Raw genomic sequence first — 22069 nt, 5'->3', positions numbered from 1 at the left:
GGCCACCGGCGTCACCCAGTTTGGCAGCTTCGCCAACGGCGGCATCTTCCTGGTGCTGGGCACCACGGCCCTGTCGCAGTGCACGGAAATCGCCCGTGCCGGCGGCCAGATCTCTGCCACCGGCACGCTGGCCGTTCCTGGCACCGGTCTGACGCTGACCGTCGCCACCCCGGCCGCCTTCAACACCGCCTTCACCGGCTACAAGTTCGGCTGCGTCCAGATCACCACGGCGACGGCGGTGACCTTCAACAACGTGACCGGCATCGCCGGTGACAACAACAAGTACATCGCCTACTACAAGTTCTAAGCGTTCTCCGAAACGCCCTGGTGCTGACCGAAACGCCCCGACCCCTGCGGCCGGGGCGTTTTCTTGTGATTTTCCGGGTCTTTTTCCGGAAAGCGTGGCAACGGCATTGGTCCGCGACCGGGCTGCAAGATAGAGTGGGCCCGATTTGGAGGCCATGCCATGACATCGCTGATCCTGATGACGATCATGGCCATCTCGCTGGTGGCGACGACCGGCTACACCGCCTACACCATGGTCGACGCCTCGAACCGGATCAGCCAGGCGCAGCGAAGTGCCGCCGACATGCATCGGCTGGCGGCGCTGGTCGAGGCGAACCTGCGCGTTCTCGACAATGACGGAGTCGCCAGTCCGCCGGCGCCAGAGGATCCGCCGCCCCGTGCGGCAGGTGCTGCATCCGCAAAGGCGCAATCGTCGACCGGCAAGGCCGCGGCCAAGGAGCCGGTGCAACCGGCCGGCATCCTGCCGCGCTGGCTGATGCCGGGCACCCGGACACCCTGGGGAGCGGTCTACGGCTATTGCGTGTTCGCTCCGGCATCGGACCGGGCGGCGGCGCAGCTTCGCACGGCGTCCTGGCCGGCGGGGGCGGCCAGCGGTGGGCGCAGCTACGTGGCGGCCGCACCTGCGGCTCCGGCGGAACTGGCCCGTGCCGGGGTGATCGCCGCAATCGTGGCGCCGCCCATCGGTTCGACCGTTCTGCCGGACTGCACGGCCCTGACCTTCCGCGACGGCCGGATCGAGGTAGCCGAAGGCAGCGCCGTCGCCGTCACCCGCGGGGCCTCGGCCGATCTCGCAGCGCTCGCCGCCTCGGCGACCGTCACGCGCCATGTGGCACCAACCGCGCAGGGCGATGCGACCGGAACCAGCCCGGCCGACGCGATGACCCTATCGGCCGCGCTCGGCCATTGGCAGGCGACCCGGCCCTCGACCATGGTGCTGCGCCTCGCTCCCGGCCGGCACGAGCTTCCGGCGGCGCAAGTGCAGGCATTGGCCGCCGATCAGGACGGTGGCCGGGCGGTGCGGCTGGTGCTGAAGGCGGAGGCCCCCGGAGTCGTGGTGTCGACCAACCCGCCGGACGTGGCGCTGCGGCTGCTGACCGATACCCGGATCGAGAATATCGGCTTCGAGATGCCGGTCGAGGCGCTTCCCGGCACCCGTCTGACCTTCGCCGGCAACAACGCCATCTCCACCAACCGGGCCGCCGGGCTGCGGGTGGCGCATGCGCGGCTCGACGTCGCGGGTGGGAAACTGACGGTGACGGCGCCCGGCGGCGACGGGGTGCTGGTCGATGGCGGCACCGCCCTGTTCCGCGACGCCGCCGTCGAGGTCACGGTGGGGGCCGGCCGCAGTGCGCTGGTGTCCTCGCTGGGGGCCGGCGTCACCTTCACGGCCGAGTCGCGGCGTCCGTCTTTGCAAGTCCATGGCAGGGGACTGCCGATGGCGGCGCTGCGCAGTGGCGGCGGCCAAGCCATCCTCGACCGCACCGACGTCGCCGTCGACAACGGCACGCCCTTCGGCATCGTCATTGAGAACGGGCAGCTGGAGATGAAGTCCTCCGTCATCGGCGGGCCGACGGCGCGGCCGGGCAGTGCCGGTGTTCTCGACCTCGGCGGGTCGCACGCGGTGGCGGATCCCAACAGCCACATCTGGTCGGCGCCCGGCGGCCGCTGCGCCCAAGGGGCGCTTTTTTCCCAGCAGGCTGCCGCGGGGGAGGGGGCGCGCGCCGTTTCCGGGGCCGCCGCAGCGGGCGCGACGCTGCCGTCGGTCGCCAACCGGGCGAGCTGGACATGCCGGTCCTGAAGCCGTCCGCCGCTTTCCGCGAGGAACTTGCCGGCTACCTGCTGCGCAAGGGGCTGGTGACGCGCGGCATCCTCGACGCCGCGATGGCGGAGCAACGGGTGACCGGCGAGTCGCTGGGTGCCATCCTGGTGCGCAACGGCTTCCTTGCCCGCGCCGACCTGGACGAGGCGAAGATCAGCCATGAGACCGCCCTGGAAACGCCGGAGGCGATGGGCGGCACGCCGATCCCGCTGCCGCTGCTGGAGCGGCACGCGATCATCGTCACCGGGCTCAGCGACGACGCGGTGCATGTGGCGACGCTGCACGACGAATCGGTGGCCGGCCGGGTGGCCGCCCGTTACTACCCTGGGCGGACGGTGCGCTTCAGCAGCTTCGTCCCCGACCAGTTCGACGAGTTTCTCGACCGCGTCCGCCGCGCCCAGTCCGGGCTGGAGGACAGCGATCCCGTGGAGCAACTGGTGTCGCGCGCGGTTGAGGCCGGGGCGTCGGACATCCATATCCTGCCGCGCCGCAAGACCTGCAGTATCTTCCTGCGGGTGGATGGCATCCGCCGCCTGATGGACGAGACGGCGGCGGCCACCGCCGCCACCATCGTCGCCCGGATCAAGGACCGCTCCGGCATGGATCTGGCGGAGCGGCGGCTGCCGCAGGAAGGACGGTTCGAGGTCGAGCATCGCGGGCGGCCGGTCGACCTGCGCGTGACCACCGTGCCGTCGGTGGATGGCGAGATCATCGTCATGCGCATCCTGGATGTGGAGCGGGTGCAGCCGAACCTGGACAGGCTGGGCATCAGCCATGTCGGCGACTGGCGCCGCGCGGTGGACCGGCGCCATGGGCTGTGCCTGGTCTGCGGGCCGACCGGGTCCGGCAAATCGACCACCCTGACCGCGACCGTGCGCGAGATGGACCGGCTGGGCCGCGCCATCTACAGCATCGAGGATCCGGTGGAATACCGCATGGCCTATACGGGGCAGGTCAACGTCAACCCGGCGGTGAAGCTGGACTTCGCGCGGGTCGTCCGCACCTTCATGCGCGCCGATCCCGACGTGATCGTGCTGGGCGAGGTGCGCGACGAGGAGACGGCGCAGATCGCGGTGCGCGCCGCCGACACTGGCCATATGGTGCTGACCACCCTGCACACGGGATCGGTGAACGGGGCCATCGACCGGCTGCGCCATCTCGGCGTTCCGGCCCATGACATCAAGTCGCTGCTGCGCGGCGTTCTGGTCCAGTCGCTGGTCCGCACCATCTGCCGGGCCTGCCATGGCGCCGGCTGCGCGGCTTGCGGCAATGCCGGCTATGCCGGGCGGACGGCGGTCAGCGAATGCGCGGTGTTCGACGAACCCGCCGCCGTAATCGCCGCGGCGAAGGGCGCGCGGAAGTGGCGGTCGCTGTATGAGGATGCGGTCGCCAAATTCCATGCCGGCGTCACCACGGCGGCCGAACTGCGCCGCGTCTTCGGCAGCGAGGCCAAGGGTGTGGAGCAGCGCATGCCGGCGCCGCGGCCAAAAAAGTAAGGTCGAAGACATGAAACGTCGGCAGCGATGAACATCATCCAGGCGATCTTCGCCCTCGCCCTGATGGGCATGGTGGTGGCGGGTGGCATCCAGTACGTCAACCCGTCGGCCATGGCGAAAAGCCGGGTCGCGTCGCAGGCGGATTCCGGCTTTTCCGTGCTGGAGGGCGCCTATCGCAGCCGGCAGGCCAGCGGTGCCGCGGTGCCGGCCGCCGACGGATGGCAGGCGGCGCTGTTCCCCGCCTTCGGCACGATGCCGGCGGCGGTGTCGGGGCTGTCCTGGTCCTACGGTGTGCAGGCGGAGGGGACCTGGTTCTGCCTGTCCGGACCGCTGTCCGGCGGCTCGGCCGGTGGAGTTGGCGGCGATCCGGTGACGGGGGCGCTGACCTCCCTCGCCACCCGGCGGCCGGAGGGGCTGTACGAGGTGACGCGTACCTGCGGCGGGGCGGAGGGAGAGCCGGCGGGAACCGTCGCCGCCACCCTGTGGATGCAACGGACGGCCCGCTAAAGGGGCTGGCTCCGGTCATGACGTTGTTTCAGCCCCGGCCATTGACCGCAGGGTATTGGCGGGCATAGAGATGCTGCGGCGTCCCGTTCGTACGTGGTAACTTGGACGGACTGTCGCCACCTCTTTCGGTCGAGTCGGGAAGGCAGGGGCGTTCTTGGGCAGCGGCGGTCTCGCGACCAATGTCATGTACGGCTTCCTGGAAGGTGTGGAGCGCCGCGACGCCCTCGCCTATGCGCGCTCGTTCGCGCGGCGCACGGTGGGAAGCTCCGAACGCTGCTGGTACGCGGTCGAGCCGCTGTGGACCGGTTTCCTCTATGAAATCCACGAGGGCGGCCCCGGCCGGTCCTTCCTGCCCGATCTGGTGACGGAGCTCGACGCCAATCCCGGCGGCATCGCGCTGGTGCCGTCGGGGCGCCGGGTGTTCGAGCTGACGGTGCGCAATGGGCGTCCGGTCGGCGGGCTGCTGCCCGAGGCCAAGAGCCGGCAGGTCCAGCTTCAGATGGCGGCGATCCGGCCGACGGTGCCGGTCGACGGCAAGGCTTATGGCGTGGTGATCCCGCCCTGGGTGACCGCCGATCAGGTCAGGCTGCGCACCATCCGGGCGACGCGGCGGATGCGGCGGGTGGCGGCTCCGGTCTCGGTACCGCTGGCGCTGTCGTCGGTCGGTTTCGCCGCCGGGCTGGGGCTGCTGACCACCGGCGGCGGGCTGTATTACTGGTCGCCGCACCGCGCGCCGCAGCCGCAGGTCCTGACGCTGGAACAGATGCCCCACCGGCAGTGGGAGGCGGCGCTGGCCGCCATCGGCCCGGACAATTACGTCAGCAAGCTGGAATACCGCGACGGCAAGTGGACCATCGAGATTGCGGGCTCGATTGCGGGCTCGATTGCCGGCCCGGGTGCAGGCCAGACCGCGGGTGCCCGCTGATGCTGCTGACGGTCGCCGATTTACCCATTCTCAAGCATAGCGCTGGGAGTATTGCTGCCGGACCTGATGGTCGCAACCGGCGGGCGGGAATGATGGCGGACCGGGTTTCCGGGATGATCGGGCGAATGGCGGGGGCGGCCCTGTTGGCGGCGTCGCTGGCGGCTGGCCCACTGTTCCCCGCTGCCGCGCTGGCGGAAGAGAGCCCGTTCCTGCCACCATCGGCACGCCAGGACAATCTGGAGCGGCGCCTGCAACAGCGCATCGACACCGCGGTGTCCGGGCTGGAGGAGCGGGTCGCCAAGGCGATGATCGATGCCCTCGATGGGCGGGCGCGCGACGGCGCCCTGCCGCGGGCGGTCGAGGATGCGCTGGCCCGCCGGATGGCGGCGCCGGGCGGGGCCTTGCCCGGTGGTGCCTCCGCCGGAGCGATGGCGCCGGGCGGACGCCGCCAAGGGGCGGCTCTGGCCGGAAGCCCGCCGGGGGCGCCGCCGCTGCCGCCGCTGCCCAACATGCCGGGGTCCGCCATGTCGGCGGCCGATCTGGTGCCGTCGGGCGCCACCTTCGTCGGCTGTCTCGACGGCCGCGCCTTTTTCCAGGACCGTGCCGGCACGCCGTTCCTGATCGACCCGCGCGCCTTCCCGGCGACGGGCGGGGGACCCGCCACATGCGCAAGATGACCGTTGCCCGCAAGAGCGGCTCAATCAGGACCTGTTTTCTGTTGCCCGCCATGTTGGGGCTGCTGGCCTCCTGTTCGCTGCCGGAGGTGGCCGAACTGCCGAAACGCGAGACGGTGGTCGCCGCTGCCGAGCAGCGCCTGACCGAGGACAACTCCCCGGCGGTGACCGAGGTGCCGGTGGGCCGCGGCATGCTGGTCGCCCAATCCCTGCGCCAGCCGCTGCCGGCCAGCCTCGCGGCGCGCCAGATCTCGGTCAGCTTCCCGTCGGGCGAGAACACGCTGGACCGGCTGACCAGCATGATGACCTATTCCGGCGTGCCGGTCGCCACCCGCTTCGAGGGCACCGATGGCGCGGCGATGCTGCGCCAGACCCTGCCGATCCGCGCCTTCACCGGCAGCTTCACCGATCTGGCAGGCGTGCTGGAGACCGGCATGGGCGTGGTGGCGTGGTGGCAGAACGGCACGCTGTTCCTCAGCAACCGCGACCGCTTCGCCTTCACCGTGCCGCAGAACCAAGCGGTCATCGATTCGGTGATGACCGATCTGAAGACGCTGGGTGCCACCGACATCACCCAGTCCCTGCGCGGCGGGCAGGTGGTCTTCTCCGCATCGCCCACCGTCTACAGCGAGGTGATCCAGCCCTACATCGACCGGCTGCACCGCAACATGGCGATGGTGCGCATCCAGCTGGCGGTGGTCAGCCTGGGCCTGACCGACCAGTCGGCCAGCGGCTTCGACTGGAACGCGCTGGCTTTGCAGTTCAACCGGCTGCAATCGGGAGCCACCACGACCACCACCAACGGGACGACGACGGTCAACGGCGGGCTCGGCGGCACGGTCTCGGCGGGCCAGGCGCCGATTTCCGTCAACATCTCCAACCCCGGCACGCTGCTGGGGGTCAGCGGCGTGTTCAACGTCGCCGGCGCCATCTCCTTCCTGTCGAAGTTCGGCAACACCGACACCCGCCAGAATGTCGAGGTGCACACCCTGTCGGGGGCGGAGGTGACGCTGCGCAGCGGCCAGACCATCCCCTATGTCACCGGGGTCGGCGTCACCGCTGTCGGCGGGCTCGGCACCACGACCGCCGCGACCGGCAATACCGCGCTGAACTCGCCGGGGGTGGTGGGGTCGGCACAGACCGGCACAGTCCAGACCGGGCTGACGATCAAGCTGACGCCGCATTTCGACGCCGACAACCAGATCGTCACCATCGACCTGAACCTGTTGTTGAACAACCTGATCGAGTTCCGCGACCTGAACGCCGGCAATCAGGTGGGCATCCTGACCCAGCCGGTGACGCAGGAGCAGGCGCTGAACGACATCGTCCGGGTGGTGGCCGGCAACACGGTGGTGCTGGGCGGCCTGCAGACCGACAGCCGCGGCTTCAGCGGCAACCAGCCGACGGTGACCCGCGGGGCGATCGACAAGGGGGTGATCGGCAAGCAGGCGCAGGACATCAGCAAGGACGCGCTTTTCCTGATCCTGCGGCCGACCGTGACGGTCTTCCGTCCGGCGGCGCGCTGACGGGACGGCGGCGATGGCATGGTTCGAGGTCAGGCTGCTCGCTGGCGGCCGCGCCCGCTCCATCGAGGTGGAGGCCGCCGACGAACGCCGCGCCCGCGACGCCGTCAGCGGCCGGGGCCGTGTGCTGTCGATCCGCCGCCGGCTCAAGGTCGGCGGCTGGGGCCGGCCGCTCGACCGCAACGAACGGCACATCCTGTTCATCCGGCTGGCGGCGATGCTCGACTCGCGCGTCGGGCTGGCCGAGGCGCTGCGCCGCATCGCCGCCGCTTTCCGCGGGCGCATCCGCCGCACGGCCGAACGCATGGCCGACGCGGTGGAACTGGGCGACGACCTTGCCGACGCCATGCTGCGCCAGCCGCGCAGCTTCCCGCCGGTGCTGGTGGCGCTGGTGCGGGCCGGCGGCTTCGGCGAGGGTACGCCGGCCGCGCTCCGCACCGCCGCCGAGTTCGAACGGCAGCTCGCCGGGGCGCGCCAGGGCTTCCGCTCCGGGCTGGCGCTGGCGGTGCTCTATGTCGTGACCTCCGGCGTGGTGATGGTCGGCACCTCCTTCGTCCTGACACCGCTCCTGCTCGAAACCGAGGTGTTCCGGCGGGCGGGGGAGGAGGTGAATGTCGATTGGGTCTATCTGCTGTCGAACCTGACCACCGGGCTGGTCGCGATTGTGCTGGCCGCGCTCGCCGTGCTGGGCGGGCTGGCGACGGCCGGCCGGCGGGCGGCGCCCGAGCGGGTCGACCGGCTGGTGATGGGGATCCCGCTCTACCGCGACATCGCGCTCGGCATCCAGCACCATGTGATCTTCCGCGAGCTGTCGCTGCTGGTGGCCGGCGGCGTGCCGATCGACCGGGCACTGCGGCTGACCGCCGACGGCGCCCCCGCCGGTGCGCTGGCCGCCGACCTCGACGAGGCAACGCGGGCGGTCGCCGCCGGGCTGCCCTGGACCGACGCCATGCGGGCGCTGCCCGGCACCGACCGCGCCTCCATCGCCGCGGCGGAGAACCGGGTGGAACTGGCGCAGAGTCTGTCGGCGCTGGCCGAGCAGTACCGCGACCTCTACCTGCACGCCGTCGCGGTGGCGGAACCGGTGCTGCGCGGCCTGTCCGTCGTGGTGGTCGGGGTGGCCGGCATCGTCATGTTCGGGCTGACCATCGTGCCGATTTTGCAGCTTGCCGAGCACATCGCGCGGCAACCCCTTTAAGCCGAGGAAACTCCACCGCCATGCCCGGCCCCCTCTTCGCCCCCGGATCGGCCCGCACCGCCTGCATCGCCCTGACGGCCTGCGGCGTCCTGTTCGCCGGGATCGGGGCGGCCCTGCATGTCCGCAGCTATCTGCTGGGCGAGGCGGTGGCCGAGGGCGGCAGCCGGTCGGACGGCATCTGCCTGGGTGCCGCCCGCCGGATGGGCGGGGAACTGACGGTGACGCCGGAGGGGTTGCGCGTCGTGCTGCCGGACGCGGTCGACCAGCGGACCTCGCTGACCGATGCGTCGGGCCTGCTGGCCTTCTGCCCGGACATGACGCTGTCCTATTTCTGCATGGGGCTGTCCTGCGGTCCCGGTGGCCTCGGCGGCAAGGTCAGCATGCAGGTGGAGTTGACGCGGAAATCGCTTTAGCCAAGCTTATTTGGGCTGGCTGGACAGCGACTTCGCGGCTTCGATGACGCGCCGCAGGTAGCGGGCGTGAAACTCCGGCGTGCGGCTGTGATAGTTGCCGACGGCGGTCCAGAAATTCTCCCAGCCGACGGCGTCGATCTCCCGCCGCAGGATCCAGGCGGTGACCCGGATGTTGTAGCAGGGGTCGAAGGTCAGCGCCTGCTGCACCACCTCCGGCGGGACGCGGCCGGCGGCGATCACCGGGAACCAGATGCTGTTGATCTGTCCCGGCCCGCAATCCTTGGTGCCGTTGCTGTTGGCCGAGCAGGCGCCGGGAGTCCCTTGTTCCACCGCCAGGATCAGGCGCAGCGCATCGGCCGGTACCTGCCATTCCACCGCCGCCATGTCCAGGCATTGCGGCGGGACGGCGGCGATGCCCTTCGGCGCGCGGTCGGCCAGGGCCGGGGTTGCGGCAACCAGCAGTGCGGAAGCCAGCAGTCCGGCCGGCAGTCCGGCAAAATCGAAACGCACCCACCGCTTCACCCGATGCCTCCCCCGGCGATCCGACGCACGCATGAGGAAGCGGCGGTGCCCGCTAACAACCGGTTAATTCAAACGCGTTGCATGGTTTCAAGTGAAACGATATGGTTTGCCCAACCGATCAATGACGGCCGTGCACCTTGAGGGTTGGGGGTATCGGCCGCGCCCTGTGGAGAAAACGGATGTCCAAGAACTTCGCTTCGCACGCCGACCTGGACGAGAAGACCGTCAGTTTCGACAAGCTGTCGGACAACGCCTATGCCTACACGGCGGAGGGCGATCCCAACACCGGCATCGTCATCGGCGACGATGCGGTGATGGTGATCGACACCCAGGCGACGCCGGTGATGGCGCAGGACGTCATCCGCCGCATCCGCGAGGTCACCGACAAGCCGATCCGCCACGTGGTGCTGTCGCATTACCATGCGGTGCGCGTGCTGGGCGCCTCGGGCTATGCGCCGGAACAGATCATCGCCAGCGAGGACACCCGAGACCTGATCGTCGAGCGCGGCGAGGCCGACATGGCGAGCGAGATCGGCCGCTTCCCGCGCCTGTTCCGCGCCGTCGAGTCCGTCCCCGGCCTGACTTGGCCGACCATCACCTTCCGCGGCCACATGACGATGTGGCTGGGTTCGCTGGAGGTGCAGTTGCTGCAACTCGGCCGTGGCCACAGCAAGGGCGACACGGTGGTTTGGCTGCCGCAGCAGAAGATCCTGTTCTCCGGCGACCTCGTCGAATATGGCGCGACGCCCTATTGCGGCGACGCCTATTTCACCGACTGGCCGGCGACGCTGGATGCTCTCGCCGCGCTGAAGCCGGAGAAGCTGGTGCCCGGCCGCGGTGCCGCCCTGACCACGGCGGAGCAGGTGCAGGAGGGGCTGCGCGGCACCCGCGCCTTCACCAGCGAACTGTTCGAGCTGGTCAAGCAGGGGGTCGCGGCGGGGAAGGATCTGCGGGCGATCTACAAGGACACCTACGCCGCGCTGAAGCCGAAGTTCAGCCATTGGGTGATCTTCGACCACTGCATGCCGTTCAATGTCACCCGTGCCTATGACGAGGCGACCGGCCACGTCGATCCCCGCATCTGGACCGCCGAGCGCGACATGGAGATGTGGCGCCAGCTGGAGGGCTGACGCCACCCTCTCCCGTCAAGCGGTGACGATCAGGCGGACATGACGCTTGCGGCCGGCCGACAGCACGGCCGGTGCGGTGAGCGTCGCCGCCTCGTCGGTCACCGGCTGCCCGTCCAGCCGGGCGCCGCCCTCGCGGATCAGGCGGCGCGCCGCCCCCTTCGAGGCCGACAGGCCGGCCGCCACCAGCGCATCGACCAGCGGCACGCCATCGGCAAACCGCAGGGCGACCTCCGGCAGTCCGTCGCCGCCGGGGGCGAAGGGGCTGCCGGCGGCCGAGGCCGCCCGTTCGGCCTCCGCAGCGCCATGGCACAGGCGGGTCGCCTCGGTCGCCAGGACGATCTTCGCCTCGTTGATCTCCGCGCCTCCCAGCCGCTCCAGCCGGGCGATCTCGTCGAGCGGCAATTCGGTAAACAGGCGCAGGAAACGGCCGACATCGGCATCCTCGGTGTTGCGCCAGAACTGCCAGAAATCGAAGGGGCTGCGCGCGTCGGCGTTCAGCCAGACCGCGCCGCCGGCGGTCTTGCCCATCTTGGTGCCCGATGCGGTGGTCAACAGCGGCGTGGTCAGGCCGAACAGCTCGCGCCGCTCGACCCGGCGGGCCAGCTCGATGCCGTTGACGATGTTGCCCCACTGGTCCGACCCGCCCATCTGCAACAGGCAGCCATGGCGGCGCGACAGCTCCAGGAAATCATAGGCCTGGAGGATCATGTAATTGAATTCCAGGAAGGTCAGTGGCTGCTCGCGCTCCATCCGCTGGCGCACCGACTCGAAGCTCAGCATGCGGTTGATGGTGAAATGGCGGCCGACGTCGCGCAGGAAGGGCACGTAGTCCAGCCCGTCCAGCCAGTCGGCATTGTCCACCATGACGGCGTCGGCCGGGCCGTCCCCGAAGGTCAGGTATTGGCCGAAGACACTGCGCAGGCCGGCGGCGTTCGCGGCGATCTGCGCCTCGTCCAGCATCGGGCGGCTGGTGTCGCGGAAGCTGGGATCGCCGATCCGGGTGGTGCCGCCGCCGATCAGCACGATGGGGCGGTTGCCGGTGCGCTGAAGCCAGCGCAGCGCCATGATCGACAGCAGATGCCCGACATGCAGGCTGGCCGCCGTGGCGTCGTAGCCGACATAGGCGGTCAGCGCTCCGCCCGGCGCCGCGGCGGCGATGCCCGACAGGTCGTCGGCCGGATCGCTGCATTGATGGAGGAAACCGCGCTCGCGCAGGATGCGCAGGAAGTCGGCGGCATTGGACTGGGTCGGCATGGAAGACGTCTCTACGGTTGGCCGGGCCGTCCGGAGACTGTCTCTGTATGGGTGAGAGAACCATGGCCGCCGGACTTGCGACGGCATGGTTTCGGGTATGACCGATCGACGCCGCGCTATGTGAGCGGCGGATAATACATCGGGGCAGTGAGGGCAATGCGGTCGGTCATGGCGCAATCCCTACACCGGTATGAGGGAAAGATCCAGTCCCGGACGCTCACTTCCGCCCGAGCATCTGGCGGCGGGCGATGGCCCGGTGCAGCTGCATGCGCTGCGACACCGTGCGCAGGCGGGTGCCGCGGGCGCCGGGGGCGAACAGACCGTCCAGGTTCTGGCCGAACATCTCCCAGCTGCGCAGCGGGCCGGTGTCGATGTGCAGGAAGTGGGAGCGCGGATACCATCCCACCCCGCCGCGCTTCAGGTCGAGCGCGCTGCGGTGCGCATCGGGCAGGCGCGACGGCAGGGTGACGTCCAGAGCGCGGCCCAGCAGGTGCTGGCTGTGCTCCGCCACGCCCAGGCTGCGGGCGGCCAGCATGGCGTTGGTTTCCGGGGTGCGGAAGGCCGACAGGATGGTCGCCTTGGACTGGCCGACCGCCTCCAGGATATCGGCCAGGAAGTCGAGCGTGCCGACGTCGACCGGCCCCTCCTTGTTGGCGCGGTGGTCGCGCAGGAATTTGGCGAGGTCGGCCATCGCGTCGGGCAGCGGGCCGTCGGCGTCGCGGTAGGGACCGTCGAAAGTCTCCCCGGTGTGCTGGTTCGTCAGGGTGAGGCGGCGCGGGGCGGCTGGGGCGGCCATCGCGCGGTCGGACATCAGCACCAGGGCTCCGCAGCCGATCAGCAGGCTGCGGCGCTTCAGGGAGAGGGGCGAGGAGGACATGCGGTCGGTCGATCTTTCGGCGGGGCATCGTCAGGTCAACAAAATGGCGACCGATTCGCAAATGCAAAGTGGCGGCGCATGGCGCGGCTGCACCGCAAGCAGGGAACGAAGAGCGGGCTAAAGCAGGCGCTGCGCCTTGAAGCTGGTGTGCCGGCCGCCCTTGCCGATCACCAGATGGTCGTGCACGACAAGCCCCACGGCGTTGGCGGCGCGGACGATCTCCTTGGTCATCTCGATGTCGGCGCGGCTGGGGGTGGGGTCGCCGGAAGGGTGGTTGTGGACCAGGATCACGGCGGCGGCGGACAGTTCCAGCGCGCGCTTCACCACCTCGCGCGGATAGACCGGGGTGTGGTCGATGGTGCCGCGCTGCTGCACCTCGTCGGCGATCAGCTTGTTCTTGCGGTCTAGGAACAGCAGGCGGAACTGCTCCGTCGGCTCATGCGCCATGGCGGCGGCGCAATAGTCGATCAGCGCCTGCCAGGAGGCCAGCACCGGCTGGTCGATCACCCGCTGCTGCAAGGCGCGCAGGGCCGCCGCCCCGACGATGCGGACAATGGCAATGGCATTGTCGGTGCCGAGCGACACCTGTTCCGCCTTCAGGCCGCGCAGCCGTTCGGGCGGGGCGTTGACCACCCCCCACAGGTCGCCGAAGGTACGGATCAGCAGCTTGGCCAGCGGCCTCACATTGCGCCGCGGGCTGACGGTGAACAGCACCATCTCCAGCAGTTCGTAATCCTCCAGCGCGTCCGGACCGCGGTCGAGGAAGCGGCGGCGCAGCCGTTCGCGATGATCGAGGTAATGGGGGTCTTCGGCGGCGGCCTCGTCGTCGGCTTCGCCGGCGGTTTCGGGGGCGGGATCGGTGTCGCCGGCCTGATCCGCTATGGTCACGCCGGGACCGGCGCTCGAGGCCAGCAGGTCGGGGAAGGGCAGGAGACCGGCGCTTTGGCCGGCATCGTCCATTTCCGCTCCGCCTGCCGCACGTCCGGTCTTCCGGCCGCGTCCTGTCGTCTTGCGTTCTGCCATCGCCCATCGCCATGCATATGTATGGCAACGACTATAGCGTCTGGATGCGCGAGCGCACAGGGTCGGCGCTCGCATGGGTGGAGAAAGCGTTTTGCCGGATCAGTCGGCGAGGCCGGGCTGGCTGCGTCCATGGCGGCCCGGCAGCATGCGGGCCAGCACGCCATCGCGGCGGACGAAATGGTGCCACAGCGCCGCCGCCGCATGCAGGGCGGCAAGGGCTAGGATCAGGTTGGCGCCAAGCTCATGGATCTCCTTCACCGAGCGGCCAAGCGTGCGGTCGGTCTCGAAGGGGGAGGGGATGGTGAACAGGCCGAAGAAGGTCAGCGTGTCGCCACGCAGCCAGGTCAGCACCACACCCACCAGCGGGATCGCCAGCATCAGGGCGTAGAGGCCGAAATGGACGAGGTGCGAGGCGCCGCGTTCGGCCGGCGTCATCTCCGGCGGCAGGGCGGGTGTGCCGCGGGTCAGGCGCAGCACGATCCGCGCCAGCACCAGTCCGAGCAGGCCCAGGCCGAAGGAGATGTGCAGCCACCAGATCGTCGCCCGCATCGGGTGCCCGCGCTCGTAGAAATCCTCGCCGAAAGTCAGCAGATAGAGGCCGACGATCAGCAGGGCGATCAGCCAGTGCAGGGTCTTCTGGGTGGTGCTGTAGGTGGTGGGCATCTGAAACGCGCCTCCGGTCAGGCGGTGATGTTGAGCGTGCGGCCGCGGTTGGGGTCCGCCGGCAGGCTGGGGGTGGCGCTGCGCTGCTCGGCGGCCTGGGCGGCGGGGCTCTCGCGGGTGTCGTTGTCGCGGTCGCCGTCGCTGTCGATCCCGGCCGTGGCCGTCGCCGTTGCGGACGGGCGGCTCTGGAGCGGTGACGGCATCGTCGGCAGGGCGGTCGGGGAGGTGGCGGACAGCATCGGCGGTCATCCTGGCAGGGGCGAAGAGTTCCCACCGGTCTAGCCTGCCCAGCTTACATGGTGCTTACGGCACGCCGGCGGCAGCCGGAATCGGCCGCACTGCGTCGCTTCGCCGCGGCATGGGCGGGAAGCGCAGGGTGAAGGTGGCGCCGCCGCCGGGGGTGTCCTCGACCGCGATGCTGCCGCCATGCGCCTTCATGGTGCGGGCGACGATGGACAGGCCCAGCCCGGCGCCGCCGGATGTGTTCCCATCCGCTCCGGCGCCATGGCGGCTGTCGCGCCCACCCTGCCAGAACCGCTCGAACACGCGGGTCCGCTGGTCCGGCGGGATGCCGGGGCCGCGGTCGATCACCCGCAGCAGCGGCCCGCCGTCGGCGGACTGCGCCAGCTCCAGGCTGACCGTGCTGCCTGCCGGGGCATGGCAGACGGCGTTCTCCACCAGATTGCGGAGCGCGCGGAACAGCGGGTCATGGGCGCCGCGCACCGGCAGCGGCCGGCCGTCGCCGATCACCTCGATCAGGCGGCCCTTGCCGAGCGCCAGCGGGGCGAGATGGGCGGCGGCCTCCACTGCAAGCCGGGACAGGTCGAGCGACTCGTCGGGGGCGATGCGCAGGGCGTCCAGCCGCGCCAGATCGAGCAGCTGGTCGACCAGCCGCGCCATGCCGGCGACATCCTCGCGAATCGGGGCGCCCGCGGCGCCGATCAGCGCCAGATGGGCGTCCAGCACCGCCAGCGGTGTGCGCAGTTCATGCGCGGCGTCGGCGATGAAGCCGCGCTGGGCCTCGTAACCGGCCTCCAGCCGGTCGAGCGCCTGATTGACGGCGCGGACCAGCGGCAGCACCTCGCGCGGCATGCCCTGTTCCGGCAGCCGTTCCGACACGCTGTCCGGTCCGATCTCCGCGGCACGGGCCGAGGCGCGGCGCAGCGGGCGCAGGCCGCGGTGGATGATGACCAGATTGACCAGGATCAGCACCAGGGCGAAGGGCAGCCAGATCCAGCCGAAATGCTCGACGAACTCCTCCAGCAGCCATTCGATGTGCAGCTCCTCCTCGCCGGAGGCCACTTGGATCCAATAGGGCCGGCCGCCGACCTCGATGCGGTGGCTGAGGCCGTAGAGCGGCGGCTCGCCGTTCTGCGCCGGCACGCGGAAGACGCTGCGCGGCCGTTCGGTCGCCGTCGGGTCGAGCGGACCGTCGACTCCGCCGGAGCCGAGCAGCAGCCGGCCCTCGCCATCGACCAGGGCGAAGGAGGCGGCATTCACCCGCAGCATCGCCTGCACCGGCTCGGACAGGGCGGTGTTCAGCGTGCCGTCGGGCCCGCGCACCGCCTTCTCGATCACGCGGACGACGCCGGACAGGGTGCGCTGGCGCATCCGGTCGTGGGTGCCCTTGAACTCGACATAGAGCAGCAGCGCCGTGGTTGCGACCGCCAGCAGCGTGACCAGCACCAGCCAGCGCGCGATGGACGCCAGCAGCGACGGCGGGCGCCCTTTGTCCGTGCCGCCGCTCATTGCCCGCTCTCCGCGCCGGCCTCCGCCCCCTTTTCCGCAGGCACTTCAGCCAGGATATAGCCGATGCCGCGCAGGGTCTGGACGCCGGCGGTGGCGCCCGCGGCAAGCAGCCGCTTGCGCAGCCGGTGGATCAGCACCTCGACCGCGTTCGACCCGACCTCCTCGCCGAAGCCGTAGAGGCCGTTCTCCAGCGCCGCCTTCGACACCACCCGGCCGGCGCGGCGCAGCAGCAACTCCAGCGCGTCCAGCTCGCGCCGGCTGAGGTCCAGCGGCTTGCCGCCGACGCTGGCCAGCCGGGCCGCCGAATCGAAGGCGAGGTTCCCCTGTTGCAGCACCATGCCCAGCGCCGCCCCCGGCCGGCGCAGCAGGGCGCGGATGCGGGCGACCAGCTCCTCCAGCGCGAAGGGCTTCACCAGATAGTCGTCGGCCCCCAGGTTCAGCCCCCTGACCCGGTCATCGACCCCGTCGCGGGCGGTCAGGATCAGCACCGGGGTGGCGTCGGCGCGGGCGCGCAGGGCCGACAGCAGCGTCAGCCCGTCGGCATCGGGCAGTCCGAGGTCGAGAAGGACGGCATCGAAGCCGGCGACGGCCAGGGCGGCCGAGGCATCCTCCGCGCTGTGGACGAGGTCGACGGCGAAGCCGGCCTTGCCCAGCCCTTCGGCGGTCAGGGCGGCCAGCCGGCGGTTGTCTTCGATCAGCAGCAGCCGCAAAGGAGGGTTTCCGGAACCGGTGGGCGGGAGGGGATGGCCGCGACTCTCCGCCTTTTGCCGCGCGACCGCAAGCCGGCCGGCAAAGAGGGCCTTCCCCCGCTTGCCGGCGGAGAAAGGCCCCTTGTCGTCGCGAAGCCGACGCGCTCAGACGATGGCGCTGTCCGGGATGGTGCCGGTCAGCACGGCGCGGACGTTGTCGGCGATCATGTGGCCGGTGCGGACGCGCGCCTCGTCGGTGGTGGCGCCGATGTGCGGGGTCAGGATCAGGTTCGGCACGCCCTGGAACGGGTTGTCGGCCGGCAGCGGCTCCGTCGCATAGACGTCCAGCAGGGCGCCGCCGAGATGGCCGCTCGTCAGCGCCGCCGCCAGCGCCGCCTCGTCGACGATGCCGCCGCGGGCGACGTTGACCAGGATGGTGCCGGGCTTCAGCCGGGCGATCACCTCGGCGCTGACCAGATTGTGGGTGTCCGGTGTGTAGGGCAGGTGGAGCGACAGCGCGTCGGCACTGTCCCAGATGCGGTCGAACGACACCTTCTCCACGCCCATGCGGGCCCAGACCGGATCGTCGGCCGGCACATGCGGGTCGGCGGCGATCACGGTCATGTCCAGCCCCTGGGCGCGGCGGGCGACATGGCGGCCGATGCGGCCGAAACCGACGATGCCCAGTGTCTTGCCCGACACCTCGCGCCCGATCAGCCGGCCGCGCGGCCATTTGCCGGCGGCCACGTCGGGCGTCGCGAAATAGGTGGTGCCGCGCACCAGCATCATCAGGCCGGCAATCGCCAGTTCCGCGACCGACACCTCGTTGGCGCCGGTGGCCGGCAGGACGGCGATGCCGCGTTCCCGGCAGGCCGGCACGTCGATGTTGTCCAGCCCGACGCCCAGCCGGCCCACCGCCTTCAGGTTGGGGAAGGCGTCGAAGAAGGCGCCGCGGATCTCCGTCTCGTTGCGGATGCAGATGGCGCGGGCGTCGCGGCCCATCGCATACAGCTCGTCCAGGCGCTTGTAGAGAGTCTCGTCGTAATGGACGTCGAAGTCGCGGCGCAGGTCGTCCACGGCGCTGGGCTGCATGAATTCGGAAATGATGATGTCGGGCATGGCGGGGGGACTTCGCTGGAGGGGGCGGTCGGCGGGTGGATCAGAGCGCGATGTTGGCGGCGTCGAGATAGGGCTTCAGGTTCAGAAGCTCGATGGTCGTCTCGCCGGCCTCCAGCTTGTGGCGGTAGGCTTCTTCCGCGGCCTCGCGGGCGGCGGCCTTCTCCAGCGTGTCGGCGGCCAGACCCTGCGGCACCACCACCACGCCGTCGTCGTCGGCGACCACGATGTCGCCCGGCGAGACCATCACGCCGCCGACCACGACGGTCGTGTTGACGTCGCCCTTGGCGTCGGTCTTGTTGGTGCCCTTCATGTTGGTGCCGCGGCAGAAGACCGGGAAGCCCATGTCGCGGATGGCGGCGGCGTCGCGCACGCAGCCGTCGATCACCAGCCCGCCCAGCCCGCGGGCGATGGCCGACGCGGTCAGAATGTCGCCCCAGGGGCCGGCATCGGTCATACCCTTGAAATCCACCACCAGCACGTCGCCCGGCTTGGCCAGTGCCACCGCGATATGGATCATCAGGTTGTCGGTCGGCCCGCAGGACACGGTCAGCGCCGGACCGCACAGCCGCATGCCGGGGAACAGCGGCTTGATCGGGTAGCCCATGGCGCCCTTCTTGCCCATCGCCTCGTGCAGGGTGGCGGGAGACTGGGCACGCAGCGCCTCCAGCGTGGCGGCGTCGGGGCGGGCGAAATCCTTGTGAACGGTCATGCCGGGAACAGCCTTTCGCGAATGAGCGGCATCCGGTGCGACGTGCCCCGGATAATCCTTATGACGGGTGAATGACGACAGATAAACAAGTATTAGAATATTTAGCTGTAACTGAAAACAACGAAACGGAGGTTGATTGCTGGAAAATCGCCTTTACGATGGAGCCTGCCGCAAGAAGGCGCCGTAATGGCGTCTGACGACCGATAAAAAGCAATTGGAAGATGCCGCATCCGCAGGCGCGGCGGTTTCTGGGACGGTTCCGGGCACAACGCTGGATCGTGGTCCCGGCCGTGGTGCGGATGCGAACCGAAGGAGGCGATGTATGGATATGAAGGCGCATTCCGCCGTTCAGGATGGATCGACAGGCCCCGCCGCCCCTGCGGCTGGGATCGGCCGGTTCGGCGCCTTGTCGCGACGGATCCTGTTTGGAGGATTGGTGCGACTGTCGGCGGCCATCGGGACTGTTGCTGCCGGGGCCGCCGCCGGGCTGGCGGCCGTCGTCGCGCTGGTGGCGCCGGGCGCGGCCCTGGCCGCCTATCCGGAGAAGCCGATCAGCCTGATCGTCGGCTATGCCGCCGGCGGCGGGTCCGATTTCATCGTCCGGTCGCTCGCCCCCTTCATCGAGAAGGAGTTGGGCGGCAGCGCCCGGGTGATCGTGATGAACCGTCCGGGTGCGGGCGGCGAGATCGGCTTCGCCGCCATCGCCGACGCCACCCCCGACGGCTACACCATCGGCCTCATCAACTCGCCCAACGTCGTGACGATCCCCATCGAGCGGCATGCGCGCTTCTCACTCGACCGGCTCGACCCGCTCTACAATCTGGTCGACGATCCCGGCTCCTTCGTCGTCCACAAGGACAGCCCGTTCCAGACGCTGGCCGACGTCGCCGCCTTCGCCAAGGCCAACCCCAACAATGTGACGGTGGGCACCACCGGCATCGGCTCCGACGACCATCTGTCGATGCTGATGTTCCAGCGCCTGACCCAGACCCAGCTGACCCATGTGCCCTTCCCGGGCAGCGCCGACGCCCACCGCGCCCTGCTGGGCCGGCACATCCAGGTCACCTCGATGAACATCGGCGAATCGGCGCGGGCCCGTGAAGGCGACCCGATCCGCATCCTGGGCGTGATGACGGAAAAGCGGTCGGAGCAGGCCGCCGACGTGCCGACCTTCAAGGAACTCGGCTTCGACGTGAAGATGTCGTCGCTGCGCGGCCTCGCCGCCCCAATGGGCCTCCCGCCGGAGGTGCGGACCAAGCTTGTCGACGCCATCGCCAAGGCGGTCCAGCATCCGGAATTCCAGGAGATCGCCCGCAAGGCCTACCAGCCGCTGCGCCTGCTGCCCTCCGACCAGTATGCGGCGGAGCTGAAGACCCAGGAGGCGACCTTCCGCACCATCTGGAAGGAGACGCCCTGGCTGAAGTGAGGGGCTGACTAAGCAGGTTTCTCCAGATCGGGCCACAGGCCCGGCCTGGAGAACCTGCGGACTCTATGGTTTTGCAGGTTTTCCGAGCCCGCCCATCTGTGGGCGGAGTTCGGAAAACCTGCTTAGAGGGGTCGTTGGACGGAAAAAGGGCGCCGGTGCAAGCCGGCGCCCTTTCCTTATCGTCCGATCCCTGCGGCGGGTCTTACTTCAGCCACGGGTTGGTGGCCCACAGCTCGCGCAGTTCCTTGGTCGACTCGGCCAGTTCGGCGGCGTACTGGTCCGGCGCCAGCAGGCGGATCGGCTGGTACAGCTCCTTCGCCTTGGCCTGGAAGCCCGGATCGTTGGCGGCCTTGCCCAGCGCATCGACCAGCTTGGTCCGCACCTCCGGCGGCAGACCCTTCGGCGCCGCGATGCCGCGCAGCGACGACATCAGCGCGTTGAAGCCCTGCTCCTTGAAGGTGCCGACGCCGGGGGCCTGCTCCACCTTCTTCTCGGCCATCACGCCCAGGACGGCGATCGGGTCCTTCTGCTTGTACTGCATCGCCTCGCCGATGTTCACGGCGCTCAGCATGATCTTCTTGTTGGCCAGCGCCGCCTCGTTGGCGGCGGAGCCCTGGAAGGGCACATGGGTGAAGGTCACGCCGGCCTGGCGCTGGAACACCAGCATCGCCAGATGGTCGTCGGAGCCGATGCCGGTGGTGCCGACCGTCACGCTGTTCGGGTTGGCCTTGGCGAAGGTGACGACGTCGGTCAGCGTCTTGAACTGACCTTCGTTGTTGACCGCGAAGGAGCTGGGATCGTCGACCAGATTGTAGAGCGGGTCGAGGCGGTCCAGCGAATAGCGGGCCTGGCGCTCGATCGGGATGGCGTTGACGTTCGGCGAGTTGATGGCGCCGATGGTGTAGCCGTCGGGGGCGGCGTCGGCGATGGCGGCGAAGCCGATCTCGCCGCCGGCACCGGGCTTGTTCACCACCTCGACCCGGCTGCCCTCACCCAGCTGCTTTTCCAGGAAGGGTGCCAGGGCGCGAATCAGCAGATCGGTGCCGCCGCCGGCGCCGAAGGCCACGATCATCGTGATCGGCTTCTCCGGATAGGCCGCCTCGGCGTTTGTGGCCGACATGAACAGCGCGCCGGCCGCGGCTGCCAGAGAGAGAGCTTTCCAGAACTTCATGATCCCCCCATCGATGATGCGCTGCGCAGGCGGCCGCATGCGGCGTGCCATGCGCGGAACGGGACGGAGTCCGGGCCGATCCGGCACGAATCGACAGCCTCTCCGACAGGATCGGCTGTAATCGTGCGCGATGGCGGTCCGGATGCCGCTGAAAATCTGAGGATGTTCCTACATCAGCAAGAACAGCCCTTCAACTCCGCAGCATACGATTTCGGATCGTCGCGTCAATACACCGCAGAATATTGAGAAGGATTGATGAAACTATCAGGGCGCCATAAGTAAATACTGTGTATCGGCTCGATTGAGTGGCGGTTCTTGTTGGGATTTTTTAGAGGGGATAAAGTCGAGAATCGCGGACGGACAGTCATCTCCCGCCCGCGGCCCATCGGCACCGTCTAACGCGAAGTTGTATATCTTCCATACAATTTACCGGACTGTCCCACGGATTTCTCTTTATTGGAGAGATATCTTCTGCATTGTGTCTCGGAAATATCATCTACCCACCCGTTCTCCCGTATCTGTCGTTCCGGCGGGGCGGATGGGGTGGGAAATGCCGAGCGGCAGGGAGGTCTTTTTCGGAGCGTTCCCGAGCGTTGACAGTTGGTGGGCACCGCACTATGGTGCGCGCCTTCAATCGAGCCGCCGAGCGTTCAGGAACAGCATCATGAAAATCGTCAACTCCCTGAAGTCGATGAAGACGCGCCATAAGGCCTGCCGCGTGATCCGCCGCAAGGGCCGCGTCTACGTCATCAACAAGCAGAACCCCCGTTTCAAGGCCCGCCAGGGCTGATCGATCCGCAAGGGTCGATCGACTGCGAGGCCGGGCATCGCGCCCAGCCTCTCCGTCATCGGGTGTTTACGCAAGAGCCGCGCCTT

23 protein-coding genes (1 of these 23 running past the window's edge) are annotated in these 22069 nt (G+C 69.4%); 12 read left to right on the top strand and 11 right to left on the bottom strand.

Annotation, left to right across the window (positions count from 1 at the left end; translation table 11 throughout):
• The 9 genes from ABNQ40_RS27865 to ABNQ40_RS27825 form a co-directional block, all read left to right on the top strand.
• Positions 1 to 307 carry the 3' portion of a hypothetical protein gene (locus ABNQ40_RS27865; protein ID WP_109047321.1) on the top strand. Its footprint begins 353 nt before the window's first position, so 307 of the gene's 660 nt are visible here — the last part of the coding sequence; its start codon lies off the left edge, out of view; the stop codon is at positions 305 to 307.
• A 159-nt stretch (positions 308 to 466) separates the two neighbouring features.
• Positions 467 to 2104 carry a hypothetical protein gene (locus ABNQ40_RS27860; protein WP_109047320.1) on the top strand — a complete coding sequence of 546 codons (1638 nt, stop codon included), beginning with the start codon at positions 467 to 469 and terminating at the stop codon, positions 2102 to 2104.
• A complete protein-coding gene (locus tag ABNQ40_RS27855) occupies positions 2092 to 3621 on the top strand; it encodes a GspE/PulE family protein (protein WP_109047319.1) in 1530 nt (509 codons plus the stop codon). The genes ABNQ40_RS27860 and ABNQ40_RS27855 overlap by 13 nt, the downstream gene beginning before the upstream one ends.
• A gap of 27 nt (positions 3622 to 3648) precedes the next feature.
• Positions 3649 to 4128: a hypothetical protein gene (locus tag ABNQ40_RS27850; protein ID WP_109047318.1), complete on the top strand. Its 480-nt coding sequence runs from the start codon at positions 3649 to 3651 to the stop codon at positions 4126 to 4128.
• A 184-nt stretch (positions 4129 to 4312) separates the two neighbouring features.
• Complete coding sequence (locus ABNQ40_RS27845) at positions 4313 to 5053, top strand: hypothetical protein (protein WP_109490634.1); 741 nt, start codon at positions 4313 to 4315, stop codon at positions 5051 to 5053.
• A 125-nt stretch (positions 5054 to 5178) separates the two neighbouring features.
• Complete coding sequence (locus ABNQ40_RS27840) at positions 5179 to 5730, top strand: hypothetical protein (RefSeq protein ID WP_247879468.1); 552 nt, start codon at positions 5179 to 5181, stop codon at positions 5728 to 5730.
• Positions 5718 to 7253, top strand: coding sequence for a type II secretion system protein GspD (locus ABNQ40_RS27835; protein WP_109047316.1), 1536 nt, complete (start codon positions 5718 to 5720; stop codon positions 7251 to 7253). The genes ABNQ40_RS27840 and ABNQ40_RS27835 overlap by 13 nt, the downstream gene beginning before the upstream one ends.
• A gap of 13 nt (positions 7254 to 7266) precedes the next feature.
• Positions 7267 to 8448, top strand: coding sequence for a type II secretion system F family protein (locus ABNQ40_RS27830; RefSeq protein ID WP_109047315.1), 1182 nt, complete (start codon positions 7267 to 7269; stop codon positions 8446 to 8448).
• Positions 8449 to 8468: 20 nt separating this feature from the next.
• Positions 8469 to 8861 (top strand): hypothetical protein, encoded by a 393-nt coding sequence (locus ABNQ40_RS27825; protein WP_109047314.1) that lies wholly within the window; start codon positions 8469 to 8471, stop codon positions 8859 to 8861.
• A gap of 6 nt (positions 8862 to 8867) precedes the next feature.
• Here ABNQ40_RS27825 and ABNQ40_RS27820 read toward each other — a convergent pair whose 3' ends face one another.
• The gene (locus tag ABNQ40_RS27820) at positions 8868 to 9371 is read right to left on the bottom strand and encodes a lytic transglycosylase domain-containing protein (protein WP_199235207.1); all 504 of its coding nucleotides are present in this window, start codon (positions 9369 to 9371) and stop codon (positions 8868 to 8870) included.
• A 191-nt stretch (positions 9372 to 9562) separates the two neighbouring features.
• Between ABNQ40_RS27820 and ABNQ40_RS27815 the strand changes: the two genes are divergently transcribed.
• The gene (locus ABNQ40_RS27815; protein ID WP_109047313.1) at positions 9563 to 10513 is read left to right on the top strand and encodes an MBL fold metallo-hydrolase; all 951 of its coding nucleotides are present in this window, start codon (positions 9563 to 9565) and stop codon (positions 10511 to 10513) included.
• A gap of 15 nt (positions 10514 to 10528) precedes the next feature.
• Here the strand turns inward: ABNQ40_RS27815 and tyrS are convergent, their stop codons facing one another.
• From tyrS to ABNQ40_RS27770, 9 genes are all read right to left on the bottom strand, one after another.
• Entirely contained in the window at positions 10529 to 11767 is a 1239-nt protein-coding gene (tyrS, locus tag ABNQ40_RS27810; protein WP_109047312.1) for a tyrosine--tRNA ligase, read from the bottom strand.
• Positions 11768 to 11984: 217 nt separating this feature from the next.
• Positions 11985 to 12644 carry a DUF882 domain-containing protein gene (locus ABNQ40_RS27805; RefSeq protein WP_109047311.1) on the bottom strand — a complete coding sequence of 220 codons (660 nt, stop codon included), beginning with the start codon at positions 12642 to 12644 and terminating at the stop codon, positions 11985 to 11987.
• 117 nt (positions 12645 to 12761) lie between these two features.
• A complete protein-coding gene (gene radC, locus ABNQ40_RS27800; protein WP_109047310.1) occupies positions 12762 to 13667 on the bottom strand; it encodes a DNA repair protein RadC in 906 nt (301 codons plus the stop codon).
• 99 nt (positions 13668 to 13766) lie between these two features.
• Entirely contained in the window at positions 13767 to 14330 is a 564-nt protein-coding gene (locus ABNQ40_RS27795; protein ID WP_109047309.1) for a cytochrome b, read from the bottom strand.
• A gap of 17 nt (positions 14331 to 14347) precedes the next feature.
• Complete coding sequence (locus ABNQ40_RS27790; RefSeq protein ID WP_109047308.1) at positions 14348 to 14569, bottom strand: hypothetical protein; 222 nt, start codon at positions 14567 to 14569, stop codon at positions 14348 to 14350.
• A gap of 64 nt (positions 14570 to 14633) precedes the next feature.
• A complete protein-coding gene (locus ABNQ40_RS27785; RefSeq protein ID WP_109047307.1) occupies positions 14634 to 16079 on the bottom strand; it encodes an ATP-binding protein in 1446 nt (481 codons plus the stop codon).
• Positions 16076 to 16789 carry a response regulator transcription factor gene (locus ABNQ40_RS27780; protein WP_109047306.1) on the bottom strand — a complete coding sequence of 238 codons (714 nt, stop codon included), beginning with the start codon at positions 16787 to 16789 and terminating at the stop codon, positions 16076 to 16078. The genes ABNQ40_RS27785 and ABNQ40_RS27780 overlap by 4 nt, the downstream gene beginning before the upstream one ends.
• Before the next feature lie 144 nt (positions 16790 to 16933).
• The gene (locus ABNQ40_RS27775) at positions 16934 to 17887 is read right to left on the bottom strand and encodes a hydroxyacid dehydrogenase (protein WP_109047305.1); all 954 of its coding nucleotides are present in this window, start codon (positions 17885 to 17887) and stop codon (positions 16934 to 16936) included.
• A gap of 40 nt (positions 17888 to 17927) precedes the next feature.
• Complete coding sequence (locus tag ABNQ40_RS27770) at positions 17928 to 18596, bottom strand: 4-carboxy-4-hydroxy-2-oxoadipate aldolase/oxaloacetate decarboxylase (RefSeq protein WP_109047304.1); 669 nt, start codon at positions 18594 to 18596, stop codon at positions 17928 to 17930.
• 436 nt (positions 18597 to 19032) lie between these two features.
• Between ABNQ40_RS27770 and ABNQ40_RS27765 the strand changes: the two genes are divergently transcribed.
• Positions 19033 to 20022 (top strand): tripartite tricarboxylate transporter substrate binding protein, encoded by a 990-nt coding sequence (locus ABNQ40_RS27765; RefSeq protein ID WP_391348010.1) that lies wholly within the window; start codon positions 19033 to 19035, stop codon positions 20020 to 20022.
• Positions 20023 to 20224: 202 nt separating this feature from the next.
• On the opposite strand, the gene ABNQ40_RS27760 is transcribed toward ABNQ40_RS27765, so the two are convergent.
• Positions 20225 to 21193, bottom strand: a complete 969-nt coding sequence (locus ABNQ40_RS27760) for a tripartite tricarboxylate transporter substrate binding protein (protein ID WP_109490633.1) — start codon at positions 21191 to 21193, stop codon at positions 20225 to 20227.
• A gap of 664 nt (positions 21194 to 21857) precedes the next feature.
• Between ABNQ40_RS27760 and ykgO the strand changes: the two genes are divergently transcribed.
• Positions 21858 to 21983, top strand: coding sequence for a type B 50S ribosomal protein L36 (gene ykgO, locus ABNQ40_RS27755; RefSeq protein WP_012973122.1), 126 nt, complete (start codon positions 21858 to 21860; stop codon positions 21981 to 21983).
• Positions 21984 to 22069 lie beyond the last annotated feature (86 nt).

This window comes from Azospirillum sp. A23 (genome assembly GCF_042938965.1).
Classification (GTDB): Bacteria; Pseudomonadota; Alphaproteobacteria; order Azospirillales; family Azospirillaceae; genus Azospirillum; species Azospirillum melinis.
The sequence above is the reverse complement of the archived record's forward strand: the minus strand, read 5'-3'. Positions and strand labels throughout refer to the sequence as shown.

Bases quoted from the DNA above. Each gene is read 5' to 3' on its own strand.
- ABNQ40_RS27855 (WP_109047319.1), top strand. From the start codon at position 2,092: ATGCCGGTCCTGAAGCCGTCCGCCGCTTTCCGCGAGGAACTTGCCGGC.
- ABNQ40_RS27805 (WP_109047311.1), bottom strand. From the start codon at position 12,644: ATGTCCTCCTCGCCCCTCTCCCTGAAGCGCCGCAGCCTGCTGATCGGC.
- ABNQ40_RS27770 (WP_109047304.1), bottom strand. From the start codon at position 18,596: ATGACCGTTCACAAGGATTTCGCCCGCCCCGACGCCGCCACGCTGGAG.
- ABNQ40_RS27825 (WP_109047314.1), top strand. From the start codon at position 8,469: ATGCCCGGCCCCCTCTTCGCCCCCGGATCGGCCCGCACCGCCTGCATC.
- ABNQ40_RS27830 (WP_109047315.1), top strand. From the start codon at position 7,267: ATGGCATGGTTCGAGGTCAGGCTGCTCGCTGGCGGCCGCGCCCGCTCC.
- ABNQ40_RS27850 (WP_109047318.1), top strand. From the start codon at position 3,649: ATGAACATCATCCAGGCGATCTTCGCCCTCGCCCTGATGGGCATGGTG.
- ABNQ40_RS27785 (WP_109047307.1), bottom strand. From the start codon at position 16,079: ATGAGCGGCGGCACGGACAAAGGGCGCCCGCCGTCGCTGCTGGCGTCC.
- ABNQ40_RS27840 (WP_247879468.1), top strand. From the start codon at position 5,179: ATGGCGGGGGCGGCCCTGTTGGCGGCGTCGCTGGCGGCTGGCCCACTG.
- ykgO (WP_012973122.1), top strand. From the start codon at position 21,858: ATGAAAATCGTCAACTCCCTGAAGTCGATGAAGACGCGCCATAAGGCC.
- ABNQ40_RS27760 (WP_109490633.1), bottom strand. From the start codon at position 21,193: ATGAAGTTCTGGAAAGCTCTCTCTCTGGCAGCCGCGGCCGGCGCGCTG.
- ABNQ40_RS27815 (WP_109047313.1), top strand. From the start codon at position 9,563: ATGTCCAAGAACTTCGCTTCGCACGCCGACCTGGACGAGAAGACCGTC.
- tyrS (WP_109047312.1), bottom strand. From the start codon at position 11,767: ATGCCGACCCAGTCCAATGCCGCCGACTTCCTGCGCATCCTGCGCGAG.
- ABNQ40_RS27795 (WP_109047309.1), bottom strand. From the start codon at position 14,330: ATGCCCACCACCTACAGCACCACCCAGAAGACCCTGCACTGGCTGATC.
- ABNQ40_RS27775 (WP_109047305.1), bottom strand. From the start codon at position 17,887: ATGCCCGACATCATCATTTCCGAATTCATGCAGCCCAGCGCCGTGGAC.
- ABNQ40_RS27860 (WP_109047320.1), top strand. From the start codon at position 467: ATGACATCGCTGATCCTGATGACGATCATGGCCATCTCGCTGGTGGCG.
- radC (WP_109047310.1), bottom strand. From the start codon at position 13,667: ATGGCAGAACGCAAGACGACAGGACGCGGCCGGAAGACCGGACGTGCG.
- ABNQ40_RS27790 (WP_109047308.1), bottom strand. From the start codon at position 14,569: ATGCTGTCCGCCACCTCCCCGACCGCCCTGCCGACGATGCCGTCACCG.
- ABNQ40_RS27835 (WP_109047316.1), top strand. From the start codon at position 5,718: ATGCGCAAGATGACCGTTGCCCGCAAGAGCGGCTCAATCAGGACCTGT.
- ABNQ40_RS27845 (WP_109490634.1), top strand. From the start codon at position 4,313: ATGTACGGCTTCCTGGAAGGTGTGGAGCGCCGCGACGCCCTCGCCTAT.